Source organism: Aeromicrobium ginsengisoli (genome assembly GCF_004134905.2).
GTDB classification, from domain to species: domain Bacteria; phylum Actinomycetota; class Actinomycetes; order Propionibacteriales; family Nocardioidaceae; genus Aeromicrobium; species Aeromicrobium ginsengisoli.
In genome coordinates this window covers 467,828-482,465 of the sequence record NZ_SDPQ02000003.1, presented here as the reverse complement: position 1 = coordinate 482,465, position 14,638 = coordinate 467,828, and the positions used below count along the sequence as shown (strand labels likewise).

At 68.4% G+C, this 14,638-nt stretch carries 18 protein-coding genes; 7 read left to right on the top strand and 11 right to left on the bottom strand.

The genetic code is table 11. The annotated features are described in order from the left end of the window. Window positions 1–10: 10 nt before the first annotated feature. Window positions 11–580, top strand: a complete 570-nt coding sequence (locus ESP70_RS15500) for a GNAT family N-acetyltransferase (RefSeq protein ID WP_149690220.1) — start codon at window positions 11–13, stop codon at window positions 578–580. Here ESP70_RS15500 and ESP70_RS15495 read toward each other — a convergent pair. From ESP70_RS15495 to ESP70_RS15470, 6 genes are all read right to left on the bottom strand, one after another. Continuing rightward, on the bottom strand, window positions 568–1,458 hold the full coding sequence (locus tag ESP70_RS15495; RefSeq protein ID WP_149690219.1) for a hypothetical protein: 891 nt from the start codon (window positions 1,456–1,458) through the stop codon (window positions 568–570). The two genes, ESP70_RS15500 and ESP70_RS15495, sit on opposite strands and share 13 nt — an antisense overlap. Continuing rightward, window positions 1,455–1,877: a hypothetical protein gene (locus tag ESP70_RS15490; protein WP_149690218.1), complete on the bottom strand. Its 423-nt coding sequence runs from the start codon at window positions 1,875–1,877 to the stop codon at window positions 1,455–1,457. The genes ESP70_RS15495 and ESP70_RS15490 overlap by 4 nt, the downstream gene beginning before the upstream one ends. A 121-nt stretch (window positions 1,878–1,998) precedes the next feature. Then, window positions 1,999–2,451, bottom strand: a complete 453-nt coding sequence (locus ESP70_RS15485; protein WP_188110662.1) for a GNAT family N-acetyltransferase — start codon at window positions 2,449–2,451, stop codon at window positions 1,999–2,001. 140 nt (window positions 2,452–2,591) lie between these two features. After that, a complete protein-coding gene (locus ESP70_RS15480; RefSeq protein WP_149690216.1) occupies window positions 2,592–3,527 on the bottom strand; it encodes an oxidoreductase in 936 nt (311 codons plus the stop codon). Between the two features lie 28 nt (window positions 3,528–3,555). Then, window positions 3,556–4,353, bottom strand: coding sequence for a maleylpyruvate isomerase family mycothiol-dependent enzyme (locus ESP70_RS15475; protein WP_188110661.1), 798 nt, complete (start codon window positions 4,351–4,353; stop codon window positions 3,556–3,558). Beyond that, window positions 4,340–4,864, bottom strand: coding sequence for a hypothetical protein (locus ESP70_RS15470; RefSeq protein ID WP_149690214.1), 525 nt, complete (start codon window positions 4,862–4,864; stop codon window positions 4,340–4,342). The genes ESP70_RS15475 and ESP70_RS15470 overlap by 14 nt, the downstream gene beginning before the upstream one ends. 244 nt (window positions 4,865–5,108) lie before the next feature. On the opposite strand from ESP70_RS15470, the gene adhP reads away from it, so the two are divergent. Beyond that, on the top strand, window positions 5,109–6,119 hold the full coding sequence (gene adhP, locus ESP70_RS15465; RefSeq protein WP_149690213.1) for an alcohol dehydrogenase AdhP: 1,011 nt from the start codon (window positions 5,109–5,111) through the stop codon (window positions 6,117–6,119). Window positions 6,120–6,209: 90 nt separating this feature from the next. Continuing rightward, on the top strand, window positions 6,210–6,851 hold the full coding sequence (locus tag ESP70_RS15460; RefSeq protein WP_149690212.1) for a response regulator: 642 nt from the start codon (window positions 6,210–6,212) through the stop codon (window positions 6,849–6,851). 3 nt (window positions 6,852–6,854) lie between these two features. Here ESP70_RS15460 and ESP70_RS15455 read toward each other — a convergent pair whose 3' ends face one another. Next, window positions 6,855–8,537, bottom strand: a complete 1,683-nt coding sequence (locus ESP70_RS15455) for a sensor histidine kinase (RefSeq protein ID WP_149690211.1) — start codon at window positions 8,535–8,537, stop codon at window positions 6,855–6,857. Window positions 8,538–8,674: 137 nt separating this feature from the next. Between ESP70_RS15455 and ESP70_RS15450 the strand changes: the two genes are divergently transcribed. Both ESP70_RS15450 and ESP70_RS15445 read left to right on the top strand, forming a co-directional pair. Further along, a complete protein-coding gene (locus ESP70_RS15450) occupies window positions 8,675–9,520 on the top strand; it encodes a universal stress protein (RefSeq protein ID WP_188110660.1) in 846 nt (281 codons plus the stop codon). 1 nt (window position 9,521) lies between these two features. Beyond that, window positions 9,522–10,061 carry a flavodoxin domain-containing protein gene (locus ESP70_RS15445; RefSeq protein ID WP_149690209.1) on the top strand — a complete coding sequence of 180 codons (540 nt, stop codon included), beginning with the start codon at window positions 9,522–9,524 and terminating at the stop codon, window positions 10,059–10,061. On the opposite strand, the gene ESP70_RS15440 is transcribed toward ESP70_RS15445, so the two are convergent. After that, window positions 10,062–10,505 carry a pyridoxamine 5'-phosphate oxidase family protein gene (locus tag ESP70_RS15440; protein WP_149690208.1) on the bottom strand — a complete coding sequence of 148 codons (444 nt, stop codon included), beginning with the start codon at window positions 10,503–10,505 and terminating at the stop codon, window positions 10,062–10,064. A gap of 236 nt (window positions 10,506–10,741) precedes the next feature. Between ESP70_RS15440 and ESP70_RS15435 the strand changes: the two genes are divergently transcribed. Beyond that, a complete protein-coding gene (locus ESP70_RS15435) occupies window positions 10,742–11,284 on the top strand; it encodes a DoxX family membrane protein (protein WP_149690207.1) in 543 nt (180 codons plus the stop codon). A gap of 129 nt (window positions 11,285–11,413) precedes the next feature. Then, a complete protein-coding gene (locus ESP70_RS15430; protein ID WP_149690206.1) occupies window positions 11,414–11,824 on the top strand; it encodes a DoxX family protein in 411 nt (136 codons plus the stop codon). A gap of 57 nt (window positions 11,825–11,881) precedes the next feature. On the opposite strand, the gene ESP70_RS15425 is transcribed toward ESP70_RS15430, so the two are convergent. The 3 genes from ESP70_RS15425 to ESP70_RS15415 form a co-directional block, all read right to left on the bottom strand. Next, window positions 11,882–12,175 carry a hypothetical protein gene (locus ESP70_RS15425; protein WP_149690205.1) on the bottom strand — a complete coding sequence of 98 codons (294 nt, stop codon included), beginning with the start codon at window positions 12,173–12,175 and terminating at the stop codon, window positions 11,882–11,884. Next, on the bottom strand, window positions 12,172–12,615 hold the full coding sequence (locus ESP70_RS15420; RefSeq protein WP_149690204.1) for a MarR family winged helix-turn-helix transcriptional regulator: 444 nt from the start codon (window positions 12,613–12,615) through the stop codon (window positions 12,172–12,174). Before ESP70_RS15420 ends, ESP70_RS15425 begins: the two co-directional genes overlap by 4 nt. A gap of 97 nt (window positions 12,616–12,712) precedes the next feature. Then, the gene (locus tag ESP70_RS15415) at window positions 12,713–14,575 is read right to left on the bottom strand and encodes an acyl-CoA dehydrogenase (RefSeq protein WP_149690203.1); all 1,863 of its coding nucleotides are present in this window, start codon (window positions 14,573–14,575) and stop codon (window positions 12,713–12,715) included. Between the last annotated feature and the right edge of the window lie 63 nt (window positions 14,576–14,638).

The following is a 14,638-nucleotide window of genomic DNA, read 5'->3' as shown; positions in this document are numbered from 1 at the left end:
TCATGGGGCCATGGGTTCACGACTTGATGACGCCGACTGGCCCGTACGCACCGAGCGACTGGTGCTCCGCCGCTTCGCAGACGGCGACGTGCCACGGATCTTCGCCTTCCGATCGCGGGCTGACGTCGCCGAGTGGATCGGCGGACTCGCCACCGACATCGACTCCCTCGCCGAGCGCTTCGGCGACGGCGCGACGGCCGTGATCGTCGAGCACGACGGCCAGCTGATCGGCGACCTGATGGTCAAGGTCCAGGACGCCTACGCGCAGCGAGAAGTGACTGAGCACGCCGAGGCCACCGAGGCCGAGCTCGGGTGGGTGTTCGATCCCGCACACCACGGCCAGGGTCTCGCGACCGAGGCGATCCGGGCGCTGTTGCGGATCTGCTTCGAGGACCTCGGGCTGCGCCGGGTCGTGGCCATGTGCTTCACGGCCAACGAGCCGTCGTGGCGCCTGATGGAGCGGCTCGGGATGCGCCGCGAGGCTCACAACGTCAAGGACTCGCTGCACCGCGACCACGGCTGGCAGGACGGCTATGTCTACGCGCTCCTCGCCGAGGAGTGGCGCGCTCAGGCGTTGTAGACGACGATCTCCCGGCGCGCTCGCTCGATCGCGCCGGTCATGCCGGCGTACGTGATCGTCGCGAGGACCCACCAGTGGATCGAGTTGTGCACCGCCTCGACGGTTGGTGAGGCATCGGCGGGCAGCGTGAGCTCGAAAGGGATCTCAGTCGTGACGCCCTGCGCCAGCATGAGGTCCTTGGCCACCGTGACGTGCGGCCGGCTGAACCACTCGATGACGGGCGACGGCGGCTTCTCGAGCGGGTGCGAGACCTGCGGGCGGTAGAAACGTACGTCGGCAGTCGCCGACTTCGTGACCGGCTCGGTCGGCGTCACCGAGATCGTGCCGCGTACGACCGACCCGGCGCGGTACGCGAGTGCATCCGTGACGATCTCGAACCGGATGCTGTTGGCCATCGCCCGCTCGCCCTGCACGAGCCGCGTCTCGGTCGGGAGCGGGTCCGGTGCCGGCACGACCACCGTGAACGGTGCCTCGGCCTCGGGTGACTTGCCCTTGCGCTCGACCTTGAGCCGGGCCCGCCAGGCGATGGCGGGGTCGGAGGTGCCGGGCGACCACGACGGCAGCCGTACGGTCGCGGTGTGCGTCCCGGCCGCAAGGGTGCCGCCGGCGAACACGATCGGTGCGTCGCCCGCAGAGACCCAGTCCTTGGCGTCGCTGCGGCCGCCGGCGCTCGTCGGGCCGACCAGGTCGGTGGTGCTGTTGCGCGCCCATTCGTACGTGTACGTGTTGACGTAGCCGATCTCGATCTGCGCATCGGTGACGTCGTCGAGCGGCTCGTCGAGGGTCACGGTTGCCGTGATCGACTCTGTCGGCAGGAACGGACGGTCAGGTGTGACCGACAGCGTCGCCCCGGAGCGACGCCTCGGCAGCAGTCTCATTCGTACTGCTGGGCGTTGCTGTCCGCGAGCTTGGCCGCGCGCTCCTGGTCGATCTCGGCGCGGCGTTCCTTGGACGGCTTCTCGCCACCAAGACGCTTCCAGAACCACCCGGTGCAGAACCACCAGATCTGGAACAGGACCCATCCGACGGCCTTCAGGACGATGATGACCGGCCAGGCGATCACAACGCCGAGGAGCCAGAACGGGTAGAGGATGCCGAGGCACAGCCAGAGGAACTGCTTGATCCCGGCCGGGTACTCCTTGACCATGCCGAAGTAGTTCTTCGGGTTGGCGGCCGCGAGCAGCTTCTGCGGCACGGAACGGGCGTCGGCGACCTGGTGCTCGAGGTCCGTGAGGTCGGGGCCGCGCTCGGCGCCGGTGAGCCCGCGCTGGGGCGGGGGAGGCTCGTTGATGGACATGCCGATCACAGTAGGGCTCGCACCCGGTGCGCCGCCGAGAATTGGCGGAAGATCAACCACAAAGCGGGCCACCAACCGGCTTCCGGTTGATGGCCCGCCACGTCGTGGGGATATCGGTGAATCAGGCCCCGTCGGGCTCGCGGACCAGCATGAGGTTGGTCTTGCCGTCGTGCGTCAACGCGCCGACCTCTTCGAAGCCGCGGCTCTCGTGGAATGCGAGAGACACGTCGTTGGTCTCGTAGACCTCGAGCGCGACCGGGGTGTCACCCTCGATCTCTTCGTAGAGCTTGGAGGCCACGCCCTTGCGGCGGTGGTCGCCGGAGACCACGATGCGGTCCAGGTAGACGTAGTCGTCGACGAGCTTGTCCTCGAACCAGCGATAGCGGCTCGAGTCGTACTCGGCGCCCGGGGGCAACGTGATGACGAAGCCGGCGATGTCGCCGGAGTCCTCGGCGACGAGGGCCTGGTCGGACATCTTGACGAGGAGCGAGAGGCTCTCGTTGTCGAGTGGACCGACGCCCTCGAGGGCGTTCTGGTTGAGGTGGACGATGCTGTCAAAGTCGCTGTGCGTCATATCTCGGATCATCAGGCATTCGACGTTACGTCAACCTGGCGCGGAAGGCACGCGGGGACGGGGTGCATGTGGGCGATCCCACATCGCCTTGATTCCAGGGAGATCCGCGATTTCGCCCGGCATCGCAGAGCGGTTCGGCGTCAGACCTCGAACGTCGCTCCGATGGCCGACTCGGACGCCGACCACAGGTCGCTGGCGAGCTCCGCGTCCCGCGCCGCCCGGCTCGGCGTCACGACCTTGGGCCGGCCGCGCAGCCCGCGGATCCCGGACGGTCCGACGTACTCGCCACCGCTGAGGCCCGGATCCGTCGCCGCCATCAACAGCGGCATGGCGCCCGCCGCGGCGGACTGCGCGAGGATCCGGCTGACCTGGTGCATGCCCATGCCGGGCAACGACAGACCACTGCTCGCCGGCCCGGTCTTCGTGATGTTGGTGGCGGCATAGCCGGGGTGGGCGCCGACGCTCACCACGTCGATGCCGGCGGCCTTGGCGCGCCGGTCCAGCTCGAGGGCGAAGAGCAGGTTGGCGAGCTTGGACTGCCCGTACGACTGCCAGCGGCGATAAGGCTGGGGCGAACCCTCCGGCGTGAGCGAGGTCAGGTCGATGCTGCCGACCGCCGTGTGCGCCAGTGAGGCGACCGAGACGATGCGGGCGGCGCTGTCGCGCAGCACCGGCCACAGGGCGGCGGTCCAGGCGAAGTGACCGATGTGGTTGGTGCCGATCTGCAGCTCGAACCCGTCTGCCGTGGTCGAGTAGCGCGGCGGCACCATGATCCCGGCGTTGTTGACGAGGATGTCGACCCGCTCGTACGTCTTCGCGATCTCGGCGGCTGCTCGGCGTATGTCGGCGAGGTCCGCGAGGTCGAGCGAGACGACCTCGACGAGGGCACCCGGTGCCTTGTCGGCGATCCGGGCCAGGGCGGTCTCGGCCTTGCGCTCGTCGCGAGCCGTCACGACGAGCTCGGCGCCGGCGCGGCCCAGGCCGATCGCGGTGTGCAGGCCCAGCCCGCCGGTCACTCCCGTGATCACGGCTCGTTTGCCGGTGAGGTCAGGGATGTCGTGCGTGCTCCAGCTCATCGCGCCAGCGTAGAGGACGGTTCCCCAGTCAGGACATGATTGCCATGGCACCGAGGGTCGCCCGGGCGAGCTCCTCGTCGCCCTCGACCGCGACGTCGACCTGGTCGGGTGCGCGGCGTCCCGCGGTCAGCACCGTGAAGGTCTCGGTCGACATCGTCAGCGTCGCCGAGGGCTCGTCGAGCGTCTCGATCGCACTGGCCCTGCCGTCCTCGCCGATCCGCACGACGAGCTCGAGCGGCGTCTCACCGGTCACGTTCCAGCGCACGGTCGACGTTGCCGGCGGCCTGACCTTCTTGCCCAGGACGAACGGCATCGCGAACGAGAACGTCATGACGGCGACGTGTGCCCCGGTGCTGTCGAGGCCTCCCGGACGTCCGGTCGCGCGGCGGATGTCCTGCTCGTGGACCCAGACGTCGACCGAGCGGTTGCGCAGCAGCGTGTCCCAGCTCCAGGCGACCCCGCCGGGGGTCACCGGCGCGGGGGCAGCAGGGTCGTCGGGCAGGTCGGCGAGCCGGGCCGCGCGCAGGTCGACGGCCGCGGCGAACTCCTCGACGAGCTCGGCGGGCGTGCGGTCGCGGCGCGCCTCGACGCCGAGCGCGGTGTAGGCCGACACGACGTCCGACCCGCCAGTGCTGTCGTACGTGCTCTGCTCAGAGCGGCACAGCTCCGACTCGAGATGAGCGAGGTGCGCCAGCACGTCCTTGACGGTCCACTCGGTGCAGTCGGTCTGGCGCGCCCAGTCGGCGGCGTCGAGCTCGGCCGCCAGCGCCACGATCGACTCAGCGGACTCGTGCCACCCGCGGACGTAGGTGTCAAGCAGGTTCACGGGCGGTCTCCTGACGCTGTTGGCGACGACACCAGAAGACATACCCCGCGAACACCACGGCCACCGTGAGTCCGAGGATGCCGATGCCCTTGGCGTTGTTGGCGCGGGTCTCGAAACCGGTCACCGTGGCCCAGGCGTACGACGCGTTGTCGACCCGCCGGTCGCGCGGGGTGCACTGCACGCGCACGCCGTTCGCACCCGCGTCGAGCAGGCCGATCAGGTGCCACTGGTTGCCCTCGTTGTCGACCTTGATGTCGAGCGCGGCGCGGGGGATGCCGACCGGCTTCTTGTCGCGGCCGGTGGCGCGGCACGTGACGTTGCGCTCGGGCTGCAGGATGTCGGTGAACACCACGAGGGTCTTGCCCTGGGCATCGGCACGAACCGTTGTCGGCGTGACGGTGACCTCGCGAACGGGGTCCCATGCGCCGGCCGCAACGACGGTCGCGATCATCACGCTGCCCAGTGCGAAGAGGAACGCCGCCAGGTACCAGAGCGGATTGACCGGTTTCACGCAGCCACCTTGCCACACGGCGCCGCCCTGACCGCGCCTTGACGAGCGTTGCATCGTCACGGCTTGTCCCAGGTCACCGGGCACGCGGACCCTGTCGCTGCCACGAGCCCGGGCCAACACTCAGAACATGTGGACTGACGCGCGAGGGACCTAGGTCCCGCACTTCGGGGCGAACGTGCCCTACGGCCGGCGGGTCCTGTCGGCTGAGGTGGGAGCATCCCCTTCCACTTCACGAGGAGTCGTCATGAGAGCCGCCGTCGTCACCGCCCTGGGTCAGCCCCTCGAGATCCAGGAACGCCCCGTACCTCAACCGGGAGTCGGTGAGGTTCTCGTACGCATCGAGGCGTGCGGGCTGTGCCACACCGACATCCACGCCGCGCAGGGCGACTGGCCGGTCAAGCCGACGCCGCCGTTCGTCCCGGGCCACGAGGGTGTGGGCATCGTCGAGAAGGTCGGCGCGCAGGTCACGGCTCACGTGGTCGGCGATCGCGTCTCGATCGCCTGGCTCGGCCACGCCTGCGGGCACTGCCGCTACTGCATCGACGGTCGCGAGACGCTGTGCGAGAGCCAGCTCAACAGCGGCTACTCGATCGACGGCGCGTTCGCCGAGTACGCCATCGTCGACGCCAACTTCGCCGTGTCGGTGCCGGACGGCGTCGAGCCCTTCGACGCCGCGCCGCTCAGCTGCGCGGGGGTCACGGCGTTCAAGTCGATCAAGGTCGCCCACGTGCAGCCCGGCGAGATCATCGCGGTCTTCGGCATCGGCGGCCTCGGCCACCTGGCTGTCCAGTACGCGCGCCTGGTCGGCGCGGTCGTGATCGCGGTCGACATCGACGACGAGAAGCTCGAGCTGGCCACGGCACTCGGTGCCGACCACGTCGTCAACGCGGCGAAGGAGGATCCCGCGGCGGCCATCGCCGCTCTGGGTGGCGCCGATGTCGCCCTCGCGTACGCCGTGTCGCCGTCGGCCTTCGAGCAGGCCTTCGCGTCGCTCAATCGCGGCGGCCGGCTGGTCTGCGTGGCCCTCCCTGCTGACGGCACGATGAGCATCCCCATCTTCGACACGGTGCTCAAGGGCATCGAGATCATCGGTTCGATCGTGGGCACGCGCCAGGACCTGACGGAGGTCTTCGCGCTGCACGCGCGCGGTCGCACGCGGGTCATCGCCGAGGGCCGCAAGCTCGACCAGGTCAACGAGGCGATCGCCGAGCTGCTGTCCGGCAGCGTCGCGGCTCGCCTGGTCTTCGAGGTCTGAGCAAGCTCATTGGGACGCGGGACCTTGGGCCCTCGACACCCACTCACGGCACGTCAATACTGAGGTGACCGCCACCCACGAGGAGACCCGATGACGATCCGCGTCTTCTTGCTGGATGATCACGAGGTCGTACGCACGGGGCTGCGGCAGCTGCTCGAGAGCAGTGGCGACATCGAGGTGATCGGTGAAGCCGGGACGGCCGCTGCCGCGCTGGCCCGCATTCCGGCACTCTCGCCTGACGTCGCCGTGCTCGACGCGCGGCTGCCGGATGGCAGTGGCATCGAGGTGTGCCGCCAGATCAGCTCGGCGCATCCTGAGGTCCGGGCGATCATCCTCACGTCGTTCGACGACGATGAGGCGCTCTTCGCCGCGATCATGGCCGGCGCCGCCGGATACGTCCTCAAGCAGGTCACGGGCCAGGACCTGATCGCCGCAGTCCGCCACGTGGCAGCTGGGGGATCGCTGCTCGACCCGAGCGTCACGGCCAAGGTCATGGAGCGACTCCGTGACGGAGCTCCGCAAGAGCCCGATGAGCTCAAGAGCCTGACCGCCCAGGAGCGGCGCATCCTCGAGCTCGTGGCCGAAGGCCTCACCAACCGGCAGATCGGCGAGCGGTTGTTCCTCGCCGAGAAGACGATCAAGAACTACATGTCCAACGTGTTGTCGAAGCTGGGTCTGGAGCGGCGTACGCAGGCAGCGGTGTTCGCCAGCAAGCTGCTCGACGACCGCTGAGGCTCAGGTCGGGACGATCCACGACACCCGGGTGCCGCCGCCGGTGGCCTCGTGGATCTCGAACTCACCGCCGCGGGCCTCGGCCCGCTGCCGGAGGTTGGACAGGCCGCTGAGCCGTGGGGACGACCCCGGCCCCACGCCGTCATCGACGACCTCGATGCTGATCTCGCCCGACACCGCGGCGATGGTGACCGCGACCTGAGCCGTGCCGGCATGGCGTACGGCGTTGGCGAGTGACTCGGTCACCACGGCGGCCACGTCGTCGGTGAGGTCGCCAGAGACCATCAGGTCGACCGGGCCGAGGAACGTGACGCGGGGCCGGCTCGTGAGCTGGTCGGACACCCGATCGACGATCTCGAGGATCCGGGCGCGAAGGCTCACCGTGGTCGTCTCGGGGTCGCGTTGCATCGCGAAGATGCTCTGCCGGATCTGGGCGATGGCATTGTCGATCTCGGTGATCTGGGCCGTGATGCGCGCAGCGGTCTCGGGATCGGCCGCGGCAGCCGCGGCCTGGAGGCTGAGGCCGGTCCCGAAGAGCCGTTGGATCACGTGGTCGTGGAGGTCGCGGGCGATGCGGCTGCGGTCCTCCAGCAGCTCGACGCGGCGGCGTCCGCGCCGCGACTCGGCCCGGTCGATCGCGACGCTGATGTGGCTGGCGAACGACGAACCCATGTCGAGGTCGCGGGCACTGAACGGAGGGCGGCCGACTGACCGCGAGAGCGTGAGCACGCCCGCCGCGACGTCACCATGGGCGAACGGGATGACCACCGAGTTGCCGAGCAGGGCGTGCTGGGCGAAGCCGTGGGGCGCGAACTCGTTCGACTCGCTGACCAGGATCGGCTCGCCAGAAGCGATGGCATCGCCGGCGAACGTCCCTGCGACCGGGAAGGACATCGCCGCCAGGTCGTCCGCGCCGATCCCCGACGCGCGATCGACGAAGATCTCATCACCGGACTGGGTGATCCGGCCGATGCTGACCAGATCCGCCTCGGCGAGCTTCCGGACCTGCTCGACGATGACGCCGAGGTGTTCTTCTTCCTCCTCGTCGCGCATGAGCCGGCGGGCGGTGTCCGCCAGAGCCGACGACCACCGCTCGCGATAGGCCGAGTCGTCGAACAGGCGGGCGTTCTCGATCGCTATGCCCGCGGTCGCAGCCAGCGCCTGCGCGAGCTCCTCGTCCTCGGCCGAGAAGGCGCCGTTGAGGCTGTCCGTCAGGTAGAGGTTGCCGTAGACCTCGTCGCGTACGCGGATCGGCACGCCTAGGAAGTTCTCCATTGGCGGGTGATGCGCGGGGAAGCCACTCGATCGACCGTCGTCGCTGATCTTCAGCAGTCGCACGGGGTGCGGGTCGTCGATCAGCGCGCCCAGGAGGCCCTTTCCCTCGGGGAGGTGGTCGATCTGGGTGACCACGTCGGGGTCCATCCCGATGTGGATGAACTGCTCGAGGCGCCGTTCGTCGCCGATGACGCCCATCGCGGCGTAGCGGGCGTTCAGCAGCTCCATGCCGATCTCGACGATGCGGTGCAGGACCGTCGGCAGGTCGAGCTTGCTGGTCAGGTCGTTGTTGACCCTGATCAGGTCGCGCATGCGTGCCTGGGAGGCGATGAGCTTCTCCGCGCGCTCGACGAACTGGGCGAGAACGGCCTCGAAATCGAGTGTCGGCCCGGTCGCGCGTTCGTCGGTCATGACCCTCCCGGTCGATGTCTCGTCACACTACGCCCGAAGGGGGCGAGGACCTAGGTCCTCCGGACCGTGGACGGTGGCCCATGCCGCTGAGCGGCCCGAGAAGCGATCGTGGAAGGACAAGCCGAGCGGGAGTCGCCATGAACAGTGTGAAAAGCCCAGTCATCATCGGGCTCGCCGACAAGCAGCCGACCGCCTTGCGGTTCGCGCTCCGGGAAGCGCTCCGTAGCGGCGCAAAGATGCGAGTCGTGCACGCAGCCAGCATCCCCGTCCAAGCCGTGTATCCCTACCTGGGTCCGGTCGAGCTCGACGGCATCAAGGCGGCGGGCCAGAAGGTCCTCGACGACGCGCGGGAGTTCCTCGACCAGGAGGTCGCGCTGCCGCCGGTGACCTTCGTGCTGTCGATCGCCAGCGCCGTCGACGCGCTCCAGGAGGCGGCGTCGGGTGCGCAGCTCCTCGTCATCGGAGCCGACGACATCCCCTGGTACGACCGCATGCTCGGTGGCGGAGTCGCCCGACACATGGCCAGCCACGCTCCATGTCCCGTCGTGGTCGTGCCCGAGGTCGCCTACCCGGCCACGCCGAACGGTGGTGTCGTCGTGACCCTCGACGGTGGCACGTCCGCGGCCGGGCCACTGACGTACGCGTTCGAGCAGGCCAGCGCCCGAAGGCACGAGCTGCACGTCCTTCACGCGACGCCTCCTGCGACGTTGGCGGCCGACGCCGAGGCGATCAGGGCCAACATCGCGGAGGTCCTTGCAGGATGGTCCGAGACCTATCCGCACGTGCGCGTGATCCGAGCGTTCGTGGTCGACGGGACCGAGTCGGCGATCGTCGCCGCGAGCGCGCACGCGGAGCTCATCGTCGTGGGCCGGCCGCACTCCAAGAATGTCTCGTTCGCCCTGACGCGCCCCCTCGCGATGCAGGTGCTGCGGCGGGCCGGCTGCCCGGTCGCGATCGTTCCATCCGACTATCAGGGAGCCTGACATGCAGGCCTGTCGCTCACTCGTCGTTGCCGCCGCCAGCCGCCATGGCGGCACCTGCGAGATCGCCGATCGTCTCGCGACCACGCTCGCCGAGGTACTTCCCGAAGGCTGGACTGTCGTCCGGTCGGACCTCAGCGACCTGCGGACGCTCGACGGCGCAGACGCCGTCGTCCTCGGCAGCGCGATCTACTTCGGCCATTGGATGCACTCCGCGGCGCGAGCCCTCTCGTACGTCAAGGATGCCGCGTTGTTCGACCTCTGGCTCTTCAGTACCGGGCCGATATCCGAGATCGAGAGCGAGAACGCCCAGATCATCTCGGCGAATGCGATGGTCACGTCCGGGCAGGCCATCGAGCACAAGGTGTTCGGCGGCCGGCTCGACACGTCCCGGCTCAACTGGATCGAGCGTGCCGCGGCCACGGCTGTCCATGCCCTGCCTGGCGACCATCGTGACTGGGACCAGGTCGACGAGTGGGCGCGACACATCGCCGAACAGCTGGGTGTCGTGCCGGCCCGACCTGGAGGAGCCGCGGCGTCGTGATCAGGCGGTGTTGCCGCTGACACGCCTGCCGGCCATCGAGCTCGGCGTGACCCGGATGATGAGTGGCCGGACGCCGCCGGCCCACGGCCGGAGCCGCTTGTGGCCGAGGACCACGTTGATCGTGGCGCGATCCTCGACCCCCACCGCGGTGCCGCGCACCGTGACGTTCCACCCGGTGCGGAACACATCGTGGTGGTTGATGCCGAATGCCACGTCCGGGTGACCGCTGGCGAGCTGCGAAAGAATGCTCCCAGGGGCGGTTCGGAGGTAGATCACGCCGTCGAGGACGGCGAAGTTCGCCGGTATGAGTTGCTGCCCGTCCCGATCGACGAACGCGATGTGTCCGACCGTCGTCGTCCCGAGCAGCTCACGGCACTCCTTCTCCGACAGTGTGGACAGTGTGGACAGTGAGCCGGTCGTGGGGTCGTCGTTCCGTGTCGTCATGAGAGCTCCCTCTCGTTCGGTCTGGGTCGAACCTGTGCGGTCCTGCTCCCACGCTCTCACTTGCAGGCATCCGCGCCCATGGGCGAGCTGCCCTGGCACTCGGGACCTTGGTCCTCGCGTGCGGGACGGCCGGAGGGATGGACCTAGGGCCCATCCCTTGCGGACGCATGGCCCTGACCCGCACGGCAACCGCCCGGGATGCTGAAGGCAATGCACCACCCAACCGAGGAGTCAGCATGACCGCGACCTTTGCCGCCAATCACGCACGAACCATCCCCGTCACCGCGGAGCGGACGGCACCGATGTCGCTGCTGCTCGGCGTGATCCGACTCGCCATGGGCTGGACGTTCCTGTGGCCCTTCCTCGACAAGACGTTCGGACTCGGCCACGAGACGGCTTCTGCGGATGCCTGGGTCAACGGGGGCAGCCCCACGAGCGGCTTCCTGGGCCACGCCACCAAGGGCCCGTTCTCTGACATGTACCAGGGCTTCGCCGGACAGGCTTGGGCCGATTGGCTCTTCATGCTCGGCCTGCTCGGCATCGGCGCCGCGCTGATCCTGGGTGTGGCCGTCCGGGCTGCCGCTGCCGCCGGCGCGCTGCTCCTGGTCCTGATGTGGACCGCCGTCCTGCCGCCCGACAACAACATCTTCCTCGATGACCACCTGATCTACGCGATGGTTCTCGGCGTGCTTGCCCTCGCCGGCGCGGGTCGTACGCTCGGCTTCGGCAAGATCTGGGAGAAGCTCCCGATCGTCAAGAAGCACGCAGTCCTCCGCTGACACGGGAGCTCAGCGGTGGCAGGGTCCGGCGCCTGGAGGGACGTCGGGCCCGTGCTGCGTTGCTTGACGCGTCGCACGAGGGAGGGCCAGACTGCCCGATTGACGACTCAATCACCTGAGAGGCACCTCATGGACGAAATCTTCCTCATCGGACGCATCTTGTTCGCGTACCTGGTCATCGGATCCGGAATCGGCCACCTGACGCAGACAGCGGCGATGGCCGGCTACGCGGAGTCACGTGGCGTGTCGAACGCCAAGCTCATGGTCCAGATCAGTGGCGTCACCTTCATCCTCGGCGGCGTGTCGATCGCGCTCGGCATCTGGGGTGACATCGGTGCGCTGGGTCTCGCCATCCAGCTGCTCATCACGGCCGTCATGATGCACGCGTTCTGGAAGGAGACGGACGCGACCAACAAGATGATGGAGATGGTCCAGTTCAACAAGGACGTCGCCCTCGCCGGCGGCGCGCTGGTCATGTTCACGATTCTTTCGAGCGACTTCGCGCCCTACACGATGGTTGACTCGCTCTTCAACTGGTAGCCGTACGCACGAGGCCCCCGCGACCGACTGGTCACGGGGGCCTCGTCGTGTCACAGGTCAGAACAGCAGCACGTACGCCGCGGCCGTCGGGACCAGCGCGACGGCCGACCACACGAGCGAGAACGGCCGGGCGCCGAGGATCGCGCGGGTCGCGGCACAGACGATGAGGGCGACGACGCCCGACATGAAGGTCAGCAGACCGGCATCGGATCGCCGGCCCTGGTCCAGCAGGACGTACGAGACGCCGATCAGTCCCAGGACGCCGTGGATCGTGACGGCGAGGAACCCGATCGCCGCGACCCTTCGGCGTACGCGGTCGAGGGCGACGGCCTCGGTGGTGCGGGCGGTCATGCCGGCACCGCCTCTGCCGCGTCGATGATGCGGTGGAGCACGGCGTTGGTGGCCCGCAGGTCGTCGACGGTCATGCCGAAGCGCGCCAGCATCGTCGTCGGCACCTTCAGGGCGTTGCGGCGCAAGGCACGACCCGTCGCCGTCAGGGCGACCTCGATCTGCCGCTCGTCGGTGCTGGAGCGCGTACGCGTCACGAGCTCGGCCTGCTCGAGGCGCTTGACGAGCGGCGAGACGGTCGCGGGCTCGAGGTGCAGCAGCTCGCCGAGCGCCTTGACGCTGAGCGTCCCGTGCTCCCAGAGCGCCAGCATCGTGAGGTACTGCGGATGCGTGAGGCCCAGCGGCTCGAGCACGGTGCGATAGCTCGCGATGACGCTGCGGGAGGCCACGGCCAGCGCGAAGCAGACCTGCTCCTCGAGCGCGAGCGGATTGGTGTCGTCCATGCGCCAAGTGTACGAATGATTAGTGCACTAATCAAATGGTCAGACGAAGGGCCCCCACCGTGACGGTGAGGGCCCTTCGCTTGGTCTCAACGCAGAATCAGAACGCGGACTCGTCGAGCTCCATGAGCGAACCGTCGATGTTCTCGGCGATCGCGCGCTCGCCGGCGAGCTGCGGCAGCACGTTGCGGGCGAAGAACTGCGCCGCGGCGACCTTGCCCTCGTAGAAGCTCTTGTCCGAGGCCGAGACCTCGCCGCCCAGCTTCTCGAGCGCAACCTCGGCGCCACGCAGCAGCAGCCACGCGACCGTCAGGTCACCGAGGACGTAGACGAGACGCGTCGTGTTGAGGCCGACCTTGTAGATGTTCTTGAGGTCACCCTTCTCGTCCGCGGGGTTCGACGACATGAGATCGGTGAACACCGCGCCGATGATCGCCGTCGCGTCGTCGAGGCCCTGCTTGAGCAGCTCGCGCTCGACCTTGAGGCGGCCGTTGCCGGCGTCGCCCTCGGCGAACGCGTTGACCTGCTCGGACAGGTAGCCCAGTGCGACACCCTTGTCCTTCACGATCTTGCGGAAGAACAGGTCCTGGCCCTGGATCGCCGTCGTGCCCTCGTAGAGCGTGTCGATCTTGGCGTCACGGACGTACTGCTCGACGGGGTAGTCCTGGAGGAAGCCCGATCCGCCGAACGTCTGCAGCGACTCCGTGCCGAGCAGCACCCAGGAGCGCTCCGAGCCGTAGCCCTTGACGAGCGGCAGCAGCAGGTCGTTGATCGACTCGGACAGCGAGGCGTCCTCGCCGGCGGCCTGCTTGATGATGACGTCGTCCTGCCACGTCGACGTGTACATCGCGAGCGAGCGGAGGCCCTCGGCGTACGCCTTCTGGGTCATCAGCGAACGGCGGACGTCGGGGTGGTGCGTGATCGTGACGCGAGGCGCGGCCTTGTCGGAGGCCTGCGTGAGATCGGCGCCCTGGACGCGCTCCTTGGCGTACTCGAGCGCGTTGAGGTAGCCGCTCGACAGCGTGGAAGCGGCCTTGAGGCCCACGAACATGCGGGCGTTCTCGATGACGCGGAACATCTGGTTGATGCCGTCGTGCACCTCGCCGAGCAGCCAGCCCTGCGCCGGTGCGCCGTCGCCGAACGTCACCTCGCACGTCGTGGAGACCTTGAGGCCCATCTTCTTCTCGACGTTCGTGACGTAGGCGCCGTTGCGCTCGCCCGTGAGCTCGCCGGTCTCGTGGTCGAAGTGGAACTTGGGCACGAGGAACAGGCTGAGCCCCTTGGTGCCGGGGCCACCGACGCCCTCGACGCCCACGGGGCGGGCGAGGACCAGGTGCATGATGTTCTCGGCCATGTCGTGCTCGCCCGAGGTGATGAAGCGCTTGACGCCCTCGATGTTCCACGAGCCGTCCTCGTTGGGGAACGCCTTGGTGCGGCCGGCGCCGACGTCGGAGCCCGCGTCAGGCTCGGTCAGCACCATCGTGGCGCCCCAGCTGCGATCGACCATGTGACGCGCGATCGTCTTGTCGCGGTCGATGCCGTTCTCGAACACGATGCGTGCGAACGCGGGACCGCAGGCGTACATCCAGATGGCGGGGTTGGCACCCAGCACGAACTCGGCGCTGCCCCAGATCAGGGAGGCCGGTGCGACCTGTCCGCCGAGCTCCTCGGGGATCTGCAGGCGCCACCACTCGGCGTCCATCCAGGCCTTGTAGGACTTGGCGAAGGCCGGGTTCATCGTCACGGTCTTGGCGGCCGGGTCGTAGACCGGCGGGTTGCGGTCGGCGTCCTCGAACGATGCGGCGAGGTCCTCGCGCGCGATGCGGTCGATCTCGGTCAGGATGCTCTTCGCGGTGTCGGCGTCGACTTCCTCGAAGGGTCCGGTGCCGAGGACGTCCTGCCGGTTGAAGAGCTCGAACATGTTGAACTCGACGTCACGGAGGTTGCTCTTGTAGTGGCTCATGCCAGCAATCCTTTGGGGGTACGCGCTGCACATGGTCAGCTTGCTACTGGGTAGTAACTTAAG

Excerpts from the sequence above, each read along its gene's own strand:
- ESP70_RS15500 (WP_149690220.1), top strand. The coding sequence starts at position 11 with ATGGGTTCACGACTTGATGACGCCGACTGGCCCGTACGCACCGAGCGA.
- ESP70_RS15495 (WP_149690219.1), bottom strand. The coding sequence starts at position 1,458 with ATGAGACTGCTGCCGAGGCGTCGCTCCGGGGCGACGCTGTCGGTCACA.
- ESP70_RS15490 (WP_149690218.1), bottom strand. The coding sequence starts at position 1,877 with ATGTCCATCAACGAGCCTCCCCCGCCCCAGCGCGGGCTCACCGGCGCC.
- ESP70_RS15485 (WP_188110662.1), bottom strand. The coding sequence starts at position 2,451 with ATGACGCACAGCGACTTTGACAGCATCGTCCACCTCAACCAGAACGCC.
- ESP70_RS15480 (WP_149690216.1), bottom strand. The coding sequence starts at position 3,527 with ATGAGCTGGAGCACGCACGACATCCCTGACCTCACCGGCAAACGAGCC.
- adhP (WP_149690213.1), top strand. The coding sequence starts at position 5,109 with ATGAGAGCCGCCGTCGTCACCGCCCTGGGTCAGCCCCTCGAGATCCAG.
- ESP70_RS15460 (WP_149690212.1), top strand. The coding sequence starts at position 6,210 with ATGACGATCCGCGTCTTCTTGCTGGATGATCACGAGGTCGTACGCACG.
- ESP70_RS15455 (WP_149690211.1), bottom strand. The coding sequence starts at position 8,537 with ATGACCGACGAACGCGCGACCGGGCCGACACTCGATTTCGAGGCCGTT.
- ESP70_RS15450 (WP_188110660.1), top strand. The coding sequence starts at position 8,675 with ATGAACAGTGTGAAAAGCCCAGTCATCATCGGGCTCGCCGACAAGCAG.
- ESP70_RS15445 (WP_149690209.1), top strand. The coding sequence starts at position 9,522 with ATGCAGGCCTGTCGCTCACTCGTCGTTGCCGCCGCCAGCCGCCATGGC.
- ESP70_RS15440 (WP_149690208.1), bottom strand. The coding sequence starts at position 10,505 with ATGACGACACGGAACGACGACCCCACGACCGGCTCACTGTCCACACTG.
- ESP70_RS15435 (WP_149690207.1), top strand. The coding sequence starts at position 10,742 with ATGACCGCGACCTTTGCCGCCAATCACGCACGAACCATCCCCGTCACC.
- ESP70_RS15430 (WP_149690206.1), top strand. The coding sequence starts at position 11,414 with ATGGACGAAATCTTCCTCATCGGACGCATCTTGTTCGCGTACCTGGTC.
- ESP70_RS15425 (WP_149690205.1), bottom strand. The coding sequence starts at position 12,175 with ATGACCGCCCGCACCACCGAGGCCGTCGCCCTCGACCGCGTACGCCGA.
- ESP70_RS15420 (WP_149690204.1), bottom strand. The coding sequence starts at position 12,615 with ATGGACGACACCAATCCGCTCGCGCTCGAGGAGCAGGTCTGCTTCGCG.
- ESP70_RS15415 (WP_149690203.1), bottom strand. The coding sequence starts at position 14,575 with ATGAGCCACTACAAGAGCAACCTCCGTGACGTCGAGTTCAACATGTTC.